15 protein-coding genes are annotated in these 17,590 nt (G+C 44.1%); 6 read left to right on the forward strand and 9 right to left on the reverse strand.

Features of this window, described 5'->3' with window-relative positions:
• Nucleotides 1-89: 89 nt before the first annotated feature.
• Nucleotides 90-899, forward strand: a complete 810-nt coding sequence (locus tag Q4592_RS06590; RefSeq protein WP_303511368.1) for a hypothetical protein — start codon at nucleotides 90-92, stop codon at nucleotides 897-899.
• A 238-nt stretch (nucleotides 900-1,137) separates the two neighbouring features.
• Nucleotides 1,138-1,581 carry a hypothetical protein gene (locus tag Q4592_RS06595; protein ID WP_303511369.1) on the forward strand — a complete coding sequence of 148 codons (444 nt, stop codon included), beginning with the start codon at nucleotides 1,138-1,140 and terminating at the stop codon, nucleotides 1,579-1,581.
• A 127-nt stretch (nucleotides 1,582-1,708) separates the two neighbouring features.
• Here the strand turns inward: Q4592_RS06595 and Q4592_RS06600 are convergent, their stop codons facing one another.
• From Q4592_RS06600 to Q4592_RS06615, 4 genes are all read right to left on the reverse strand, one after another.
• Nucleotides 1,709-2,521 (reverse strand): ion transporter, encoded by an 813-nt coding sequence (locus tag Q4592_RS06600; protein WP_303511371.1) that lies wholly within the window; start codon nucleotides 2,519-2,521, stop codon nucleotides 1,709-1,711.
• A gap of 159 nt (nucleotides 2,522-2,680) precedes the next feature.
• Complete coding sequence (locus tag Q4592_RS06605) at nucleotides 2,681-4,660, reverse strand: hypothetical protein (RefSeq protein ID WP_303511374.1); 1,980 nt, start codon at nucleotides 4,658-4,660, stop codon at nucleotides 2,681-2,683.
• A 26-nt stretch (nucleotides 4,661-4,686) separates the two neighbouring features.
• Nucleotides 4,687-5,457 carry a hypothetical protein gene (locus Q4592_RS06610; RefSeq protein WP_303511376.1) on the reverse strand — a complete coding sequence of 257 codons (771 nt, stop codon included), beginning with the start codon at nucleotides 5,455-5,457 and terminating at the stop codon, nucleotides 4,687-4,689.
• Nucleotides 5,458-5,685: 228 nt separating this feature from the next.
• Nucleotides 5,686-6,828 carry a hypothetical protein gene (locus Q4592_RS06615; RefSeq protein ID WP_303511378.1) on the reverse strand — a complete coding sequence of 381 codons (1,143 nt, stop codon included), beginning with the start codon at nucleotides 6,826-6,828 and terminating at the stop codon, nucleotides 5,686-5,688.
• Between the two features lie 316 nt (nucleotides 6,829-7,144).
• On the opposite strand from Q4592_RS06615, the gene Q4592_RS06620 reads away from it, so the two are divergent.
• The gene (locus Q4592_RS06620) at nucleotides 7,145-7,771 is read left to right on the forward strand and encodes a hemolysin III family protein (RefSeq protein WP_303511380.1); all 627 of its coding nucleotides are present in this window, start codon (nucleotides 7,145-7,147) and stop codon (nucleotides 7,769-7,771) included.
• 17 nt (nucleotides 7,772-7,788) lie between these two features.
• On the opposite strand, the gene Q4592_RS06625 is transcribed toward Q4592_RS06620, so the two are convergent.
• Complete coding sequence (locus Q4592_RS06625; RefSeq protein WP_303511382.1) at nucleotides 7,789-8,223, reverse strand: hypothetical protein; 435 nt, start codon at nucleotides 8,221-8,223, stop codon at nucleotides 7,789-7,791.
• A 139-nt stretch (nucleotides 8,224-8,362) separates the two neighbouring features.
• Nucleotides 8,363-9,802, reverse strand: a complete 1,440-nt coding sequence (locus Q4592_RS06630) for an MBL fold metallo-hydrolase RNA specificity domain-containing protein (RefSeq protein WP_303511385.1) — start codon at nucleotides 9,800-9,802, stop codon at nucleotides 8,363-8,365.
• A 238-nt stretch (nucleotides 9,803-10,040) separates the two neighbouring features.
• Between Q4592_RS06630 and Q4592_RS06635 the strand changes: the two genes are divergently transcribed.
• On the forward strand, nucleotides 10,041-10,517 hold the full coding sequence (locus Q4592_RS06635; RefSeq protein ID WP_303511386.1) for an RDD family protein: 477 nt from the start codon (nucleotides 10,041-10,043) through the stop codon (nucleotides 10,515-10,517).
• Between the two features lie 57 nt (nucleotides 10,518-10,574).
• Here the strand turns inward: Q4592_RS06635 and Q4592_RS06640 are convergent, their stop codons facing one another.
• Both Q4592_RS06640 and Q4592_RS06645 read right to left on the reverse strand, forming a co-directional pair.
• Nucleotides 10,575-11,822, reverse strand: coding sequence for a methyl-accepting chemotaxis protein (locus tag Q4592_RS06640; protein WP_303511388.1), 1,248 nt, complete (start codon nucleotides 11,820-11,822; stop codon nucleotides 10,575-10,577).
• A 195-nt stretch (nucleotides 11,823-12,017) separates the two neighbouring features.
• A complete protein-coding gene (locus Q4592_RS06645) occupies nucleotides 12,018-13,982 on the reverse strand; it encodes a bifunctional 2',3'-cyclic-nucleotide 2'-phosphodiesterase/3'-nucleotidase (protein ID WP_303511390.1) in 1,965 nt (654 codons plus the stop codon).
• Between the two features lie 148 nt (nucleotides 13,983-14,130).
• On the opposite strand from Q4592_RS06645, the gene Q4592_RS06650 reads away from it, so the two are divergent.
• Nucleotides 14,131-15,318 carry a potassium/proton antiporter gene (locus tag Q4592_RS06650; RefSeq protein ID WP_137674128.1) on the forward strand — a complete coding sequence of 396 codons (1,188 nt, stop codon included), beginning with the start codon at nucleotides 14,131-14,133 and terminating at the stop codon, nucleotides 15,316-15,318.
• Here the strand turns inward: Q4592_RS06650 and Q4592_RS06655 are convergent.
• On the reverse strand, nucleotides 15,305-16,258 hold the full coding sequence (locus tag Q4592_RS06655; RefSeq protein ID WP_303511396.1) for a LysR family transcriptional regulator: 954 nt from the start codon (nucleotides 16,256-16,258) through the stop codon (nucleotides 15,305-15,307). The two genes, Q4592_RS06650 and Q4592_RS06655, sit on opposite strands and share 14 nt — an antisense overlap.
• Before the next feature lie 94 nt (nucleotides 16,259-16,352).
• On the opposite strand from Q4592_RS06655, the gene Q4592_RS06660 reads away from it, so the two are divergent.
• On the forward strand, nucleotides 16,353-17,528 hold the full coding sequence (locus tag Q4592_RS06660) for a multidrug effflux MFS transporter (RefSeq protein ID WP_303511398.1): 1,176 nt from the start codon (nucleotides 16,353-16,355) through the stop codon (nucleotides 17,526-17,528).
• Nucleotides 17,529-17,590: the final 62 nt, after the last annotated feature.

Raw genomic sequence — 17,590 nt, forward strand, 5'->3', positions numbered from 1 at the left:
GTTTAAACACTTTATTGTCAATAGGTTAGAGTTGAGATACTCTACGCGACCTCAAGGAAGGTATTAATTAAGTATAAAAGGAAAGAAAGGTGTTCAATAAGTGCTGGTTCGTGCTTTTAGTTTTACTATCACATTCGGCTAATGCAACTCTTATTTTAGGTAACGGTTACGGCGCTAATGGTAACTTTGTAAACAACGGTTCAATAACAACTGAATATAGAAACGGTGTTGCGGTACGTGAATGGTTAGATTTAACAAAAACGAATGGTATTGCTTATGATGTATTAGTCGAAGACCTCGCTGATGGTCAGCTAGGGAATCACGAGCAATTATCATTTCCTGATGGGTTCATTATTAATGTGGGAGCATTTTTAGACTTAAGAGACTTATCATCTAGTGAGCTTTCGGGTTGGAAAACTGTTTCATTAGTGAATATTTCGGACATGTTTACAGAATTTTTTGGGGTTCCGATATCGGGTCATACAACCTACTCGTTTAACGAAAATGTAGAAATAGTAGAAGAATTTATACTTCTATTCGGTGATACGCATCATGAAGGAACTTTTGATCGCTATGGTTTTTACCCCGACGAAGATAGGAATACCTTCCTAGATAACATCGGTTTTTCATTTGGTCTGATAGACACTTATAGAGATTTTGGTTCTAACGAGCTTTCGTCGACACATGTATTCGATGGACAGTATGTTACATCTCTCAGCGATGGATTTGATGACCTGATAGATGTCTGGGAGACCAATGGTCGGACTACTTCTTTCGGCAGGCATGATCAAGGTACTTGGTTGGTTCGTGATATTGTAAGTGTCCCTGAACCGGCAAGTGTAGCTTTATTTATCGTCATGTTATGTGGATTTGCTTATCAACATAGGTCCAAATTTTAAACTTTAATAATGCTACAGCCGCTCACTAGAGCGGCTTTTTTATTGTTTATCACCAAGATAACTAAAGCTGATTTGTTACATTTTCATAGTGTTATTAGTTGATGGATTGTTAGGTAATTTTATGTTTTTTAAGGAATTTATGAGTTAATTTTGCGAATGCTTTAGGGCTTTAATTGTTAAAGTAGGCGCGCTCCTCATTACTCATTAATGAATTGAAAGATAATCAAAGAGTTTCAACATGGATATTGTTAAAAAGAATTTTCTACCTGCGCTTTTCCAGGCTTTTCTACTTTGTATTGTGCGTGTTTTTACTATTCCTTTTCAGATTTGGATTGGCGCACTAAAACGCTTGTCTGAGCTTCGTTCTAACGAATCGAGCAATGAAGCTGATGACACCGAATTTCCTGTGCTTAACTGGTTTAAAAACGGTTGGGATGGCGTAATCTTCTTAAGTTGGTTATTAACGATTATCGCCTTCTTGTTCACCTTCATTGGTGGCATGTTTAGCGATGGCTACTACCGTGAAGCGCAAATTGGTGCAGCTTTTTCTACCTTGTTTGCCGGTTATTTTGCTCCTATTGGCCTGTCGCTATTTAAAGAAGGTTTAACCTTGGTGTTATCTATGGCGCTTAACCTTGAAAAATTGGTCAAGAAAAACTCAGCAGAAAGCGAACAAGACTAGTAGTATTAGAGTCTTATAGCGTGCGGTGAGGAAGTACGTATAGCTAAACTAAGGCGCTAAGCTGGATAAGAAAAGCCCGTTTAAACACTGAGTTTAAGCGGGCTTTTTTGTGTTGCTAGGCTGAGTCTTAAGAGCGCTGTTTAAGCAAGGCTTTTATCTCTTTTAATTCTTGCTGTAACTCGCGTAACGAAGGCTCGTTGGTGCCCTCTGCCACACTGTTTTCTTCTCTCACTTTAGCGTGTTCTTGCTCCATTACATTCACCACAATGCCAATTACCATGTTGAGAAAGGCAAAAGCGGAGAGGAAGATAAAGCTTAAGAAGTAACTCCAGCTTAAGGGGTACACCGCCATGGTCTCGTACATTACGTCGGTCCAATCTTCAAAGGTCATTACCCTAAACAGCGTAAGCATTGAGATGGCGATATCGCCCCAAAGATTAGGGTTTATTTGCTCAAACAAGGTGCTACCAATGGCGGCATAAATATAGAAGATGATAAACATTAGTAGCATTACATAACCTAGTTGCGGTAATGCTTTAACCAAAGACGTAAGCAGAATGCGCAACTCGGGAATAATCGACACCATGCGCAGCACTCTGAATACACGAATGAGGCGGCCAATAACCGCCAGTTCGGAGTTTTCTATCGGGACGAGGCTCACCAATACAATCAGCGTATCAAACACATTCCAGAAGTTATTAAAGAAGCGCTTTTTGTGGGGCTCGGCGATAAAGCGAATAGTAAGCTCAATCAGGAAAAACAAGGTGATGAGGTAGTCGAGAATCACCGTTGCGGTAACTACTTGAGGTGGCAGTGGGTAGGTTTTGGCACCAATCAGTAGAGCAGATACCAAGATCACCGAGATAACAAATAGCTCAAACAGCTTGTTACGTTTTAGCCGTTCAAATTGAGTTTGTAATTGATTGCTAGGCTGAGACAAAGGAAAGCAACTCTGTAGTTAAATAAGACTTATTTAGAGTTTGCCTGAAGTATGCCAGCGAACTCAAGCCTTAGATGATGCCTATGGGGATTACTGGTTTAGGGGGGAGCGAAGTAAAAAGTAAGCCAGCAGCCCGAAAAGGCTGCTGGCTTAAGTGACTTAGTGAGTATCGGCCTCGGCGGCTAACTCATCTTCAGTATCGTTTTTTTGCGCTAAAGCCGCTTGTGCTTTGGTCGCGTCTAAGCTTAATTCGCTGCTGCGATTAGCTAAACGCTCTGGTGCTGATTCTGCTTTCATCTCTAGGTTTGAGCTGTTGTACTCATCCACAACTTTACGCTGCTCATCATTCATGGCGGCTGTACCTGCTCGGCCAGTAATGCTGTGCATTAGTTCGTGATGTAACTCGTCGGCTAAGTTCTCGTCGCCATGCATGGTCATAATGTGGCGTGGGAACATTAGATTGGTGTTACCAATACCGGCAAAGGTAGAGCTGATGACACGAGTAACAAACAAACGTGGCTGAATAGTAGAGGTGAATACGCTGGTTTCTAGGCTGGTGCTGTCGTTATAGCCTTTACCAAAGGTACGGGTATCTTCTTTAACCGTGCCCTTACACTTGAAGTAAACCAAGCTTGATTCAAACTGAATCTCACTCCAGAAGGGGTGACTTAGGTTGCTTAGTAAGCGGCCAAAAATACCACATACGGCAGCGGCTGCTAATACTCCTAATACTGAGAAAAAGCTCTCAATACTGATAAGAGCAAACTCTTTACCTTGTTCATTGCTTAAGGCATCGAAATCAATGCCATCAAAGTAATCGGTAAAGGTTGTTACAGGCGTTAGGCTGTAAAACACTAACAAGGTGGCTAGCAGCAATAATGCTTGAGCGATACTGGTGGTAATAATGCGCAGCTTTTTAGCGACGGGCTCATCATTTTTATCCAGTGTTTTAGGCTGGGTTTCCTGAATCACTTCTCCGTCAAATTCACCATTGTTTGGGTTTTGACGAGCACTTAAAGGCTTATATACACGGTTGGGCACTTTCATGTAGCGGCGACGTTCCATCACTTGGTGAGTGAACTCGTTGAAAATGTCCATTGGTCGCGCACCTACTTCACTGGTGCGAGGCAGTTTGTCGGTAATTTCGGTGCTTGGATTGGCTTCTCTGGCACGCAACGCGGTCAGGCCAAGAACCAGCGCGCAGCTGATGATGGAGAAGACAAAGATCAAACCTAACCAGGTTGAGTTGCTATAGCTGTTATAGGCAAGGTTAACCATGTTGGCGACTTCTGTTTCGGCATTGCTCAATAGGTCAGGCGCTATTTCTACCCCACGTAAGCTGTCGATAATTGCGGCTTTCATGGTTTCTTGGTATTCAAATACCTTGTTAAGCAGGCTGTTTACAATGACCGGGACTAAGCTACAGATCACCACCATTTTTACAAAACCCAATGCGCTGACGGTTTCAATGCCTCGGCCAAGTTGGCGGTTAAGCGGCCTACCAGCTCTAAACCACACTAAAGCGATGTAGCACAATAAAGTGAAGGCAAAAAACGGCATCAACAGGGTTGCATTGCCGCCAGCTAAACCTACCGAAGTCACAAAGCTTAAGATGGCGAAAATAAACAAGGCCACCAAGGTTTGCGTTAATGCGCCGGTAATTCGCTGTGCTAGGTTTTGAATTGGGTAAGGCACAAAAGTAATTTTAGGGAACAAGGTGTGCAGTAAGCGCGCCACTAAGCCAACCGGCTCTTTAAAGGTGTAGTTTTTGCTGCCAACCAACATAGATTCTATTTGTTGCTGGTCGTAGGCCACATCTCTCTTTTCTCGGCTGGCACTATCTTGCTCAGACTTAGCATGGTTAAACGACAGCGAAGTAGGCGCTGAGCGTCCAACGTAAAAGCGCATAACCTGCATTAAGCCGCGGCCTAGGGTCCATAAGCCATTAGCCATTAATAAAAAGCCAATCAGTGCGTAAGTCCAGCCAGTAATAGGGTGGGTTTGCACTGCACTCGCTACGTTTAGTAGTGCGAGTAAACCAAGAAGTGCGGTTATGCCACCGCGAATGGCACGCAAGGTACCTTCAAAGCGAAAGGGATTGCGGATCCCTAAATTGAGAGAACCATGTTCAAAAGACATGTTGTTTCCTTAAACGATATCTTGGATTAAATAAGAGTTTGGTAGCCGTCGGCATCGGTGGTTGCATCTGAACTAGGCTTGCCAGAAATCGGAGCTGCAGGTGCTGCTTGCTTAGTATTTTCAAAAGCTTTGATAAGTTCTTGTTTTAGCGAGCCAGCAAAGGCTAAGCGCATCTTGTTGCGCAGCCGACCAAGCGGAATACCAATGAATAATTTGCTGAGCACAAAACCCGCAATAGCCCCCATGAATGCCCAGCCATAGCTAACATTGTTGTAGCGCGCGGCATCAGAAAAGTTAGCAATTAATTGCGGCGTATCAATCAATACATAAGGCATTGTTGTAAAGAAGGACATTATCCCGTGGTGGCTAACGCCAGCCCCCGTCCAAAAGGCGTTCCAAGCAAACAGAAGTGCCAAAAAGCCAGTGATTAACGGGCTCCACTTCTCTAGCTTTGCGGCAAAGCCTTGTAGTGGAATGATGCGCTTGGCAGCGTTTAATAGATTAGCTTGAGAGGTATAACCCAAGAAGTCATTGGAATGCAGGTAGTAGCCAAAACGAAACGTTTTTTTAGTTTTTTTGTCTTCGCCCCATAGGGTTGAAATATGCTGAGTGGTTGGCGGAATATCAGGCTTAAAATCAACGCCCATTGTTTCCACTTTGCCATTGTTATCTTCTAGATATATGTTGATACCATCACTAAAGTGTTTAGAACCACCATAGGTTTTTGTTATTGAAATAATATCGAAGTCATAGTCATTTTTGCCCACTCTAATGGTGGTTGGGTGAGATATTTCCATACTGTTCTCGCTACTGCAATTGGTCTATTTAATACAAAATGAATGGGCTATAAGTTGCCCATTTGTGCAGATTTTGCGGGAAGATTATTACACTAACAATGCGGTAGTTCGTAACTTAACGATTCTATTTGAATTATTTATAGATGATTGATTTAATTTATTTTTACTTGTCTTTCTTGTTTGTTGTTTGCCCGTTTATTTAGGCGTGAATAAGTGAAGTTGCCCTGCTTAGTCTGCCGCATTTATATACTCACGGAGTCGTTCGGCGGAGTGAGCTGCATTATCTTGGCAAACAAATAAGCCAATTTGCTCATAGCCCCCCATCATTTGAGTTTTAGGCAAAAATTCCACATATAAGCCACAGCCTGGCCCATTGTTAATGATCATGTTGTAAGCAGGCAATATGTTCATTTGCTCCATTAAAGCCAAAATCGCTTGAATGGCTTGCTGTAACCCCAACACCACCTGCTGCTGTTCATCTTGATTTAACTGATGTAAATAGCGTTTGTCGGCGTCTTTCAAAATGAGCAACATATCCAACGGGCGTTTCATAAAATAAGGCACCAGTAATTGCCACTCGCCGTAATCTTTGATCAGCAATTCTGGCGGGTTTTCTTCAATCATGTATTGGCTAAAGGATTTGTTATGGCGTTTTCTAAAACGCAAATTGTTGAAAAAGTGCTGCGGTAAAATATTACTGTAAGCGATCTGCTGATGCCCATGCACCAAAGACGCGCCAGCGCTCGCCCCATAGTTTTTAATGATCGACACATAGCCGCTCACCACTTCTTGGTTAAGCTGAGTTTCTGAACGCGCCATAAAGTCGGTAGGTTGGCAAAGCAAATTTTTCTCTAATACTGCCAAGCGTTCAAAACTGATAAGGGCGTCGGCATAAGGCAAGTTTTGCCAATCTTTATCGTGTAAAGATGAGGTCCATTGCAGCAAGTGAAAGCCGTAAGACGCGCGACCTTGGTGCTCTGGATCTTGATGCAGAAAGTAGTCGGCTTCTTCCTGAGGAATATCTTGAATAGGGTGGAAGATGGGGTAGAGGTTTTTATTGATGAAAGTAAAACCTTCGCTGTGTTCGGCAATATCTAATATATCGGCGCTTTTCCCCTCACAAATTGGGCACTGTGTATCGTTTTGATGGTGGCTAGGTTTAGCGGTGGTGTGCACCCGTTTTGCCCGGGCCGAATTGTAGATTACTAAGTTGCCATTGCGTGGATCAATTTGGCAAATACCATCTGGGGCAAACTGTTTGAGCTGCGGGTCGTCACTTATGTTTTGCAGTAGCTGGTGAAATTGCAGCTGGCTAACGTCCTTGCTTAGTGCCAAAGATTGCGCTAATTCTAGGGGTAACTGTTGCTTCATCTCTTCGCCTTAACAGGGTGAATAATTATCACTTTTGTGCAGTTTGAGTATAGGCAAGCTGAGTGAATTTGTTGCCACGGCTTTAAACAGAATGTTTTTTTAGGCGTTTAAAGCAGCTATCGGGATAGCGATTTAAACAATAAAGATTGATTAATTAATTTACTTTCATTGGTTTAGCTTTGCTTTTAAATCTTTGTTTAGTGGTGCTTATTGGCCGCTTTATCCTAGTGAAAGAAAATGGTCACAATATTTCAGTGTACATGTGTACGCTGAAATATTATGGTGATAAAAAGTCGATAATAGTTTGGGTAATTAAATGCTGGCTACTAGCTATAGCGCTAGAGAAGAACAACTCAATGTGATCTCTCATGTATTGGCCTTACTGATAGCGATTGTGGGTTTAGTGATGTTAGTTGCTAAAGCGGATGGCGCTCTGGAATTAACCGCGGTGAGTATTTATGGTGGCTCACTGATACTGTTATTTCTGGCCTCATCTTTGTATCACGCTGTGGTTCAACACTCTTGGAAAGCCGGCTTAAAACTGTTTGACCATTCGGCTATTTACTTACTGATAGCGGGTACCTATACGCCAATTTTACTGGTGTCGTTTGACGGTTTGTTGTCGCTTATTTCGATGATAGTGATATGGACCTTAGCGGCTTTTGGCGTGGGCTTTAAGTTACTCACTGGCACTCGCTTCCCTAAAGTCTCGCTTACCACTTACTTATCCATGGGGTGGTTATCGTTAGCCTTGGCGTATCCTATGTATCAACATATAGCAGCGGAAGGGTTGTGGCTGTTAGCGGCCGGAGGCTTGCTGTTTAGCGTGGGGGCGATGTTTTATGTCGCTAAGCATAAACCCTATACTCACGCCATTTGGCATCTGTTTGTTGTGGCGGGGTGCGCATGCCACTTTGCCACGGTGTATGGCTATGTTATTTAAGTTCAGCCCAAGGCTTATTAGTAATAAGCCTTACCTACTTTTTGTCGGTACAGTATGTTTTGTTGGCCTTCACCATCTATGTACAATAGCTCGTTTTCGTTTATTGAAATGATCTGATCACACCAAATACTGCCAATAGGCATAATTTGCGGAATAGTTGATTTAGTAATGGTGGTGCAAAGCGTTTTATCAGTGGTGTCGCTTATCTCATAGGTGCCATCAATTCTAAAGTCAGCATAGGTATCTGGAATCACTCCCCAACTTAGCGTTGTACCGTCGGCATTAAATTGATCGAAGCCCCATACCGACTGACCATGGTCATCAGAGTTCCCCCAAAGGCCTACCAGCGAAGGAGGGGTTGATGTTGCTTTGGTTACCGCCGCTTGCTCTACATTTGAGCATGCAATAATGCTTAAGCTCATAATTGAAATAGCTAATGTACTGAGATTCATAGAAAAATTACGTTTATTGTTATGGGAAATTAAAGTGACTTAATTATCACTTAAGCTGGGGGAGGTCAACGTTAAACCTCTCACAACAGCCAATAACTGTTTGCTAACGCACCTTTTTACCAGGTAATACTTTTGTTGGCTAAGGCAACCAGACTAGCTCGGGTAGAGCGCCTAAATCTAACTTGTCGCCTCGTTTGGCTGCCACTAAAGCCTGCGGCTGACAGGTAGGCGATTCCCGTATTGCATCAATAAGTCCTTGCTGAGCGCTGGTCTCGCCGTGCACTAATATTAATGGTGGAGAATCTACAAACTGTTGGTACCAACTCATTAACTCGGCTTGGTCGGCATGGGCCGATAAACCGCCCACGGTATGCAGTTTTGCGGCAACTTTTACAGGCTTACCGCGGATGGTGAGGTGGTCGGCGCCATCAACTAACATACGCCCCGGTGTACTGATTGCCTGGTAGCCACAAATAATCACATCGCATTCGCTACGCCACAAATTGTGTTCTAAATGACAGCGGATCCGACCGCCGTTACACATGCCACTACCTGCAATAATGATTAAGCCTTTACTTACCTCGTTTAGCTCCATTGATTGCTCAGTACTTTGAATGAATTCTACATTGGATAACAGTGGATGTTCGCCAGGGTGCTGACGAGTAAAGCGTTTGAAGTCATCATCCATCACCGGATAATTGTTGATATACACTTTGGTTGCTTCAATCGCCATGGGGCTGTCTAAGCAAATCTTCCAGCGTGATAAGTCCCATTGTTTGGCATAAAGGTGGAATAAATACAGTAGTTCTTGGGCGCGCCCTACCGAGAAGGCGGGCAATAGTATATTGCCTTGGCTGCCACTAATAGCGGCGGAAAATATCTGCTCCAATTCACTAATGGTATCGTCCCACGAGCGGTGGAAGCGATTGCCGTAAGTGCTTTCCATTAGCACCAAGTCGGCTTGCTCAATGGCTACTGGGTCATTCAAAATAGGCATGCCTTCTCGGCCTAAGTCACCGCTAAATACCAGTTTTTTGCGAGTGCCTATTTCACTCAGCCATAACTCGACAATCGCCGACCCTAGAATATGCCCAGCATCAGAAAGTTGCAGACTGAGTTGCGGAAACAGCGCTACCTTTTGGCCATAATTTAGCGGCACAAATTGTTTTACGGTTTGTGCAACATCTTGGTCATCAAACAAGGCTTCAAGTTCGGGTAGGTTATTGCGAATACGCTTTTTGTTAAGCCTTTGAGTATCTCGGGCTTGCAGCATTGCAGTATCTTTAAGCATGATTTCGCAAAGTTCTGCCGAGGCTTTATGGGTGTATATAGGGCCGGTGAAACCCGCTTTGACTAATTGGGGAATGCGCCCTGAGTGATCGATATGGGCATGGCTAAGAATGACCGCGTCGATGCTACTGGGATCAAAGGGGAAGTCTTGATAATTGCGCATAGCATCGGCTTTGCTGCCTTGAATAAGCCCACAATCTAATAATATTTGGTGTTGATCTAGCGTGAGTAAGTGACAAGAGCCGGTGACTTCTTCGGTGGCACCTAAAAACTGCAGAGTCATGGTCATGTTGGTTCCTCTTTTCAGTTCTTTGGCGTCTTATTTAGACGTCTTCACTGTAAGGATAGACCAGCGTTTGTGGGTATTTTGTGCGCCATAGCAAATCGTTACAGTTCGTTGGGTAAAAGAGCGCTGAGATAAGAGGTATTGGCTGGATTGGAAAAAGCTTGTACTAGCGGGATGTTAAGTGAAGATAACGCTTATAAGTGGTATAAATATCAATAGTGTATTAGTTAATGGAATAACAATGAGTAGAATTGAACCGAGCTTATCTGAGATAGATGACGCAGATACCAATGGAAACTCTTTAGCGGCTAAGTCTCAACATTTAAGCTCAACAAAATTAGCGTCTGTTGGGCGTAGATATGTCGGGCAGGTAATTGATGGCTTGATCAGTGTTTTGCTGTATTTAGTTTGTTTAAAGTTAGGCCACTATATGGTTAACGATACCGAGAGTGCTAGCTGGATAGCGCTATTCGCTGCTGCGAGCTATTTTTTGTTATCTGATGGTTTGCCTAAAGGCCAAAGTATTGCCAAAAGGTTTTTAAGGATCACTGTCATTGATAAGGACAGCGGCGCATATTGTAGCTACTTTCAGTCTTTTGGTCGGAATATTTTGAGTCCATTTATTGGCTGGATTGACGCGATTTTTATTTTGTTTCAAGGAAAACGCCGTTTAGGCGATCGTATGGCCAATACCATTGTGATAAAGAATCAAGATTAAGCGATGCTGAAACAAAAAAGGCTGCCAATGGCAGCCTTTTATCATCTAGAACTAGGTTTACGCTTTTAGTGTGGAAAGCTGACTATCAATTAACTTAGCCACTTGCGACAATTCAGTACTGATGGTTTCTATGTCATGCGCTAATGAGTTCTGCACGCCAGCCGCTTCGCCAATGCCGGTTATATTGCGATTAATTTCTTCGCTCACTTGGCTTTGTTGTTCGGCTGCTGTTGCTACTTGAACGGCATTATCGTTAATCGCAGTAATACTTGCGACTACAGTGTGTAGCTGCTCGTAGCTGGCTTCAGTATCTACAGCGGTGGTGTTCACTTGCTCACGGCTAGTGGCAATTAAATCAACCGTTGCGTTCACGTCGCTTTGTAGCGCTTGAATGAGCTGATTAATCTCTTCAGTTGAGCTTTGTGTTCTACCTGCTAGGTTTCTCACTTCATCAGCAACAACCGCAAAACCACGCCCTTGTTCACCAGCTCGTGCTGCTTCAATCGCTGCATTCAGTGCTAATAAGTTGGTTTGCTCGGCAATGCCGCGAATGGTTTCTAGAATGCTATTAATATCTTGGCTGCGCCCAGCCACTTTAGTGATACGTTCGCTAATGCCTTCCATGCTGGTGGATACACCGCGAATTTGCTCAACCGAATTTTGAAACTCTTGCTGAGTTTTACTGAGCTGTTGTTCAGCTTGTTGGGCGTTATTGGCAGTGCCTTGAGCAAGGCCGGCAACGTCGCTAGCCGTAGAAGACATTTCGTTTACGGCAGCGGCTACGTTGTCGGTATCGTTGCGTTGTAAACGGCTAGCTTCTCCGGCAGATTCTGCATTTTTAGCGAGAGTTTTTGAGCCTTCAGTGAGTTGGCCAGATTGCTGTTGCAGTTGGGTAATCATCAGGCGTAGCTTTTCAGTGAAAGCATTAAACTGCGTAGACATTTCAAGCAGTTCTTGGTGGCTTTGAATATCTAACTTTAAGGTTAAATCGCCATCTTTGCCGGCAAGGTAGCCAATGCGACGCGTTATGGCGTTGAGTGGCTCCAAAAAGCCCTGCACGATACGAGATACAATAAATAGCGCGATGATTCCCACAACCGCAGAAATCATGATCATTTTGCCTTTTGCGTCAGCTGCCGTTTGGGCAAATAGTGTCTGCAATTCTGCAGCACTTAGCTGGCTAGCGGCTGCCGCTTGTTCGGCACTGAGCGAGGCTCCGCCAAACATCAACATGCTGGTTAACACAACAATAAATAATACAGTGATACTGATAAGTAGTTTAAATTTAAACGACAGATTCGCCATTCTGATCCTCCGTGAATGCGTCTGCGGATACAATCGCATACTTTTGAATTTTGCGCTCTATTTTCCTTGGATATTGTTGATGAACAAGCAAAAAAGTTCAGTTTTAGATGCCGCGCAGTGAGCGATATCTAAAACTGTTGGCATAGTAAGGTAAAACCGCGGCCTAGCGGGTTAAGCTGCTGGCCGCAACCTTGATTAAGGATGGCTTGGTAAATCGATTTGATAGAGGGCAAATCCGCTATCATCTAAGCCGACTTTCTGCATTGGATAAATAGCGTTATCCGCGATAAATTTGGCGGCTTTGTCGCTGGGCGACGTTTCGAAAAAGATGTTTATTTTGGCTTTGCTTTTGGACTGCAAGGGCGCAAATGTCCAGTTGTTATCCGCAGTAGGGTTTATTTCCCCTTGGCTTTTGCTCACACGACTAATGTAATTGGCCAATACGGTGCGGTTTTCATCGGGGGCTTGAATCACTACTTTATCTTCGCCGGTGCCTGCAAAGCCTCCGCTATAGGCGCGGTAGTTGTTAGTGGCAATTAAAAACTGCTGTGAAGGGTCTATCGCTTTGCCTTGATAAGTGAGTTGTTTAATCCGCTCAGACTGAGGATTAGCCGGTTTGCAATAGGCGTCAAAGCGCGCTGGCTGGCTCACATCAATTTGGTAATTGACTCCATCAATCACATCAAAGTTATAGGTTCTAAACTGGTCCCAGTTAATTAAGGCTTGCGGGGTGGCTTGCATTGGGTCTATTTGATTAAATTGTCCGGCTGAACATTCAAGCCAGTCTTTAACCTCTGCTCCGCTTACTTTAAGTACCACCAGAGTATTAGGGTAAAGATATAAGTCGGCGGCATTTCTAACGGTAAGCTCGCCGGCTTCCACCTCAGTGTAATTACTTGGGTCGTTTTTTCGCCCGCCGGCTTTAAATGGCGCCGCAGCAGATAACACCGCTAAGTCGGCTAAGTCTGGGTCACCTTGAATCAATGTTTGCACGTAATCGGCTTGTGCTAGGTTAACAATTTGAATGGTTGGGTCGTCTTGCACTAAGGCCAAGAAGCTGTACATCAAATCACTCGACTTGCCCAAAGGTTGATTAACATAATCACGAGTGGCTTGATGATCGGACGCCACCGCGGCAACAATTTTAGGGTCTGGTTTCGCGAGGGCTTGCTGGCTGCTGTTATCAAAAATAGGCCGATTGATAGATTGGCTTTTGCTAACTTTCCAACCGCTTTCGGTGTGTGTTAACTCTAAGTCGATAATACCCACATGGCTGCCCCAGCGACCAGGCATTACCGCAGCCACTCCATTAATAGTGCCAAGTTGGTTGTCTACTCCTGGTAAGTTATCAAAGCCTTTACCTGGAAATACGCTGTGGGCATGGCCGAAGGCAATCGCGTCTATATTGGGGACTTCAGAAAGATAATAGACCGAGTTTTCTGCCATCAGTTTATAAGGGTCGGTAGATAAACCTGAGTGAGGGATCGCGACAATAATATCGGCTCCCTCTGCTTTCATTTTTGGCACCCAAAATTCGGCACTTTGCTTAATGTCTTGAGCGCTGACTTTTCCTTCTAAGTTGGCTTTGTCCCAAATCATAATTTGCGGCGGTACAAAGCCGATGTAACCAATCTTCAGAGTTTGGGCTTGGCCAGCCTTATCGTTAAAGCTATAGCTTTTAATCAAGTAAGGAGAGAAGTAATTTTGCTGGTTGTCACTTCGAATAACATTGGCGTTAATATAGGGGAAAGCGGCGCCACTCAAGGCTTTATCTAAAAAGGCTAAGCCATAGTTAAACTCATGATTGCCGATATTACCCACCTCATAATTTAAGGTATTCATGGCCTTGTAAACTGGATGAACTTGCTGCTTATTCAAGCCCCTATTGGCAATGTAGTCACCCATAGGGCTACCTTGTATTAAATCGCCATTATCCACCAATACACTGTTGGCGACTTCTGCTTGCGCTTGTTTCACTAAGCTAGCTGTGCGAACTAAGCCAATTTTTGCCGAGGGTTTGTCTTTGTAATAATCAAAATCCATCACATTGGCGTGAATGTCGGTGGTTTCAATGATTCGCAGTGTTAAGGTTGAATCGTGGGCATGGGCACTGATTGATAAAAATAGGCTGGAAAAAGCTAAAAATTTTAAACCCTGCATGATGACTCCATGGTTATAAACTAAGTAATAAAATAAACCATAGCAGACCCAACTAAGTGTTGTGTCTCATTGCGTTGTTAAAGTGTATTTGCAGTACTAATTCAAAGTCTTAGCTATGCTAAAATAGTGCAAAATTTTTGGAGTTGCCATGCCCTACCAGTTGGTTTTACTTGGCCTAGCCGGCTTGATTGCCGTAGGCATTTTATTACACCACCCCTCGCGTACTTTGGGTATTCCCTCGTTGCTGATTTTTATGGGGGTGGGGTTGTCGATTGGTAACGGTGAATTCAACTTTGTTTACGACAACTTGCAAGTGACTTCATTGGTGGGGTCATTTGCGCTGAACATTATTGTGTTTGTTGGTGGCATTAATACTCCAATAAGCAATATTAAGCTGGCGTATAAAGAAGGTGGAGTGTTATCTACGCTGGGCGTGCTGTTTACCTCATTTATTTTTGCCATCATCTTTCACTTAGTTAGCGACTACGACTTTGTATATTGTTTGTTGTTTGCTGCGGTGGTGTCCTCTACCGATGCAGCGGCTGTGTTTTCTATTCTTGAATCAAAAAAACTCAAACTTAAAGAAAGTACCGATACGGTGCTGGAGTTTGAATCGGCCACCAATGACCCGGTGGCACTGATTATGGTGGTGATTCTTACGGGCTTGTCGTTAGCGCCAGATAGCGGTGTATCGGCCCTAGAAATAAGCCAAACCTTAACACTGCAAATTGTTGGCGGCCTCGCCATTGGTTATGTAGTGGGTAAATTGTGTGTTATTGCTCTGCGCCAAATTAGCTTGCAAGAATACGGATTGATTCCAGTATTTGTATTAGCTTGTTTCATTCTGGCGGCCTATGGCAGTGAATTAGCAGGCGGTAATATTTTGGTGGCATCGTATGTTGCTGGTGTAGTGATTGGTAATGGTTTGAAGCGAGGAAAAGAAGTAAATAAACACTTCTTTAATAGTGTGTCTTGGCTGGCACAAGCCATCATGTTTATTATCTTGGGTTTGCAGATCTTCCCTCAGCAGTTGCTTGAGGTGGTATGGCTAGCCCTTATCCCTAGTGTGTTACTCATGCTGGTCGCTAGGCCGCTAGCGGTGCAGCTTTGCTACTTACCTTTTACCAAAGCGTCTTGGAAAAAGCGTTTATTTATCTCCTCCATTGGCTTAAAAGGGGCCACTCCAATTGTGTTTGCCCTCATCCCCGCCGCCGCTGGAGTAGAGGGCGCCTTAGAGATGATGCACATGGTGTTTTTTGTGGTTCTCTATTCGGTATTTATCCAAGGCGCAGCCATTGAACCCTTGGCTAAGAAGTTAAAACTTAATCAGGATTAAGGGGTTTGGTGGTTTTACTGCAATGCTCAATAATGAATTGCCGTAACCAGCGATGTGCTTGGTCGTGCTCCAAATGTTGCGGCCAAGCCAGTAAATAGCTAAACGGCGCCATTTCTACCGGTAAGGGCAACATGGTGAGCTGGTGAGTATCCATCACTTCAGTGGCGAAGCTGCGGGTGCAGGTAAACACTAAATCACTGGATTTACACAACAAGGATGCTGCAAAAAAATCCGCAGTAAGAGTGCTGTTTTCAATGTGTAAGCCTTGGTCGGCCAAGACACTGTGTAATAACCAACGGTCGCCCACTTCACATTCACAATTTACATGCGCTTGTGCCAAATAGAGCTGTAAGTTCCATGGCTTTTGTAGCACTGGATGGTTGTTGCGAACTAAGCATACATGGTCTTCGGTAAACAGTTCTACAGTTTGCAGTTGCTCGGGGATTTGTCGTGTTTGAAAAGTACTAGGGGCGCGTTCATCGTTGTCTCGAGCAATAATCGCAAGATCAAATTCACCCTTAATTAAGCCATCAATACTGTAACTGTCTAAACGGTGAGTATCGAGTTTTAAGCCCGGTGCTTGTTGCATTAACTTGCCAAAAAAGCGCGGCAGTAAGGTAGTAAAACAGGTTTCGTTCAAGCAACAACGAAAGTTTCGTTGACTGGAGCTTGGCTCAAAGCCTTCCGCTTCAATCATGTCATTGGCGCTTTGCAGCCATTGCCTCAGTTTGGGTTCAAGGCTACGCACTCGCGGCGTGGGGCTTAATCCTCCGGCATGGCGAACAAATAGTGGATCGTTAAGTTGTTGTCTTAACTTAGCTAATTGCTTGCTAACGGCAGATTGGGTGAGGAATAGTTTTTCTGCCGCGCGCGATACACTTTGCTCTTCTAGCAAGGTGAGTAACACTCGCAGTAAATTTAAGTCATATTGCTGTGACATAATATTCCTTTAGCGACTTAGGTTGAATCCAAACTATCATTATCATTCATATTACTGCAGTTCTACAATATTCAGCTAGAACTAGGAGTGATTAATGCGTTTGTCTAACCCTTTACCCATATTCATGCTAATGGTGCTGTTTTCTCCCTTAGCAATTGACATCTTTTTGCCTGCTATACCGGAAATGGCCGAAGCCTTTAATGTTCCGGTGGCGTGGATAGCGCAAACCATTCCGGTGTTTTTGTTTGCTTTTGGCATTGGCCAGCTATTTGTGGGGCCGTTAGCGGATCGCTTTGGCCGCCGACCCATCGCTTTAATTGGTGCGCTGCTTTACCTGGTTACCTCTGCACTTGCGGCGCTAGCCAACAGTTACGAAGTATTAATGCTTGCCCGCTTGGGCCAAGGAATTGCGGCCAGCTGTTTATCGGTGGCTGCATTTGCTGGAGTACGTGACCACTTTGGCGCTGAGCGCTCCAAAAGTATGTTTAGTTATCTCAATGGCGTGATTTGCATCGTGCCAGCATTAGCTCCTTTGCTGGGCGGCGTGTTAACGCATTGGTGGTCTTGGTCGGCTAACTTTTGGTTCATGGTGGGTTTTGCCGTGCTGGTGTTTTTTAGCATGCTGCTGGCACTAAAAGAAACCAAACCACAAAGTGATGTTTTTAGCGGGCGTTTGTATTCACTAAGCCGTTATAGCAGCGTATTACGGGTGGCCAGTTTTCGCTTTTATTCGTTATTGGTGATGCTAGGCATGGCAATGATCATCGCTTATGTGTCTCAATCACCTAGCCGTTTAATGGTGGATATGCAGCTCTCAAGCAGTGATTACGCCTTTTGGTTTGGTAGCAATGCGGCGATTAACATCGTCGCCGCATTTATAGCGCCGCAAGTAATTAAGTGGCTTGGCCAAACAGTGGGCTTGTGGCTTGGAGCTAGTTTGATGGCTGGTGCGGCAGTCGCCTTGGTGCTGGCACAAAGCATTTTGCATCCCTTGGCGTTTATGGCACCGGTATTTGTATCAAGCATTGGTTTTTGTTTATTAATCGCAGTAGGAACGGGCAGCGCTTTATCGCCGTTTGGCAATAAAGCGGGTACTGCGTCTGCGTTGCTGGGTTTTATTCAAATGACTGGCTCTGCCTGTTTGGTGGGCATACTAGGCGTGAGTGGATTAGCCAGTAGCGAACAGCTGGCCTTGTTAATGGCCTTACCTTGCGTACTGATGTTTGCTGGTTTGTTTGGCTCACCACTAAATAATCAGGCTTACAAATAGTTATTTGAATTTGTTGAGTTATTTGTTTAAAAGCGCCACTTGGCGCTTTTTGCGTTTATTAA

Source organism: Agarivorans sp. 1_MG-2023, assembly GCF_030548385.1.
GTDB lineage: Bacteria > Pseudomonadota > Gammaproteobacteria > Enterobacterales > Celerinatantimonadaceae > Agarivorans.

Excerpts from the sequence above, each read along its gene's own strand:
- Q4592_RS06630 (WP_303511385.1), bottom strand. The coding sequence starts at position 9,802 with ATGACCATGACTCTGCAGTTTTTAGGTGCCACCGAAGAAGTCACCGGC.
- Q4592_RS06615 (WP_303511378.1), bottom strand. The coding sequence starts at position 6,828 with ATGAAGCAACAGTTACCCCTAGAATTAGCGCAATCTTTGGCACTAAGC.
- Q4592_RS06605 (WP_303511374.1), bottom strand. The coding sequence starts at position 4,660 with ATGTCTTTTGAACATGGTTCTCTCAATTTAGGGATCCGCAATCCCTTT.
- Q4592_RS06610 (WP_303511376.1), bottom strand. The coding sequence starts at position 5,457 with ATGGAAATATCTCACCCAACCACCATTAGAGTGGGCAAAAATGACTAT.
- Q4592_RS06655 (WP_303511396.1), bottom strand. The coding sequence starts at position 16,258 with ATGTCACAGCAATATGACTTAAATTTACTGCGAGTGTTACTCACCTTG.
- Q4592_RS06595 (WP_303511369.1), top strand. The coding sequence starts at position 1,138 with ATGGATATTGTTAAAAAGAATTTTCTACCTGCGCTTTTCCAGGCTTTT.
- Q4592_RS06635 (WP_303511386.1), top strand. The coding sequence starts at position 10,041 with ATGAGTAGAATTGAACCGAGCTTATCTGAGATAGATGACGCAGATACC.
- Q4592_RS06660 (WP_303511398.1), top strand. The coding sequence starts at position 16,353 with ATGCGTTTGTCTAACCCTTTACCCATATTCATGCTAATGGTGCTGTTT.
- Q4592_RS06625 (WP_303511382.1), bottom strand. The coding sequence starts at position 8,223 with ATGAATCTCAGTACATTAGCTATTTCAATTATGAGCTTAAGCATTATT.
- Q4592_RS06620 (WP_303511380.1), top strand. The coding sequence starts at position 7,145 with ATGCTGGCTACTAGCTATAGCGCTAGAGAAGAACAACTCAATGTGATC.
- Q4592_RS06640 (WP_303511388.1), bottom strand. The coding sequence starts at position 11,822 with ATGGCGAATCTGTCGTTTAAATTTAAACTACTTATCAGTATCACTGTA.
- Q4592_RS06650 (WP_137674128.1), top strand. The coding sequence starts at position 14,131 with ATGCCCTACCAGTTGGTTTTACTTGGCCTAGCCGGCTTGATTGCCGTA.
- Q4592_RS06645 (WP_303511390.1), bottom strand. The coding sequence starts at position 13,982 with ATGCAGGGTTTAAAATTTTTAGCTTTTTCCAGCCTATTTTTATCAATC.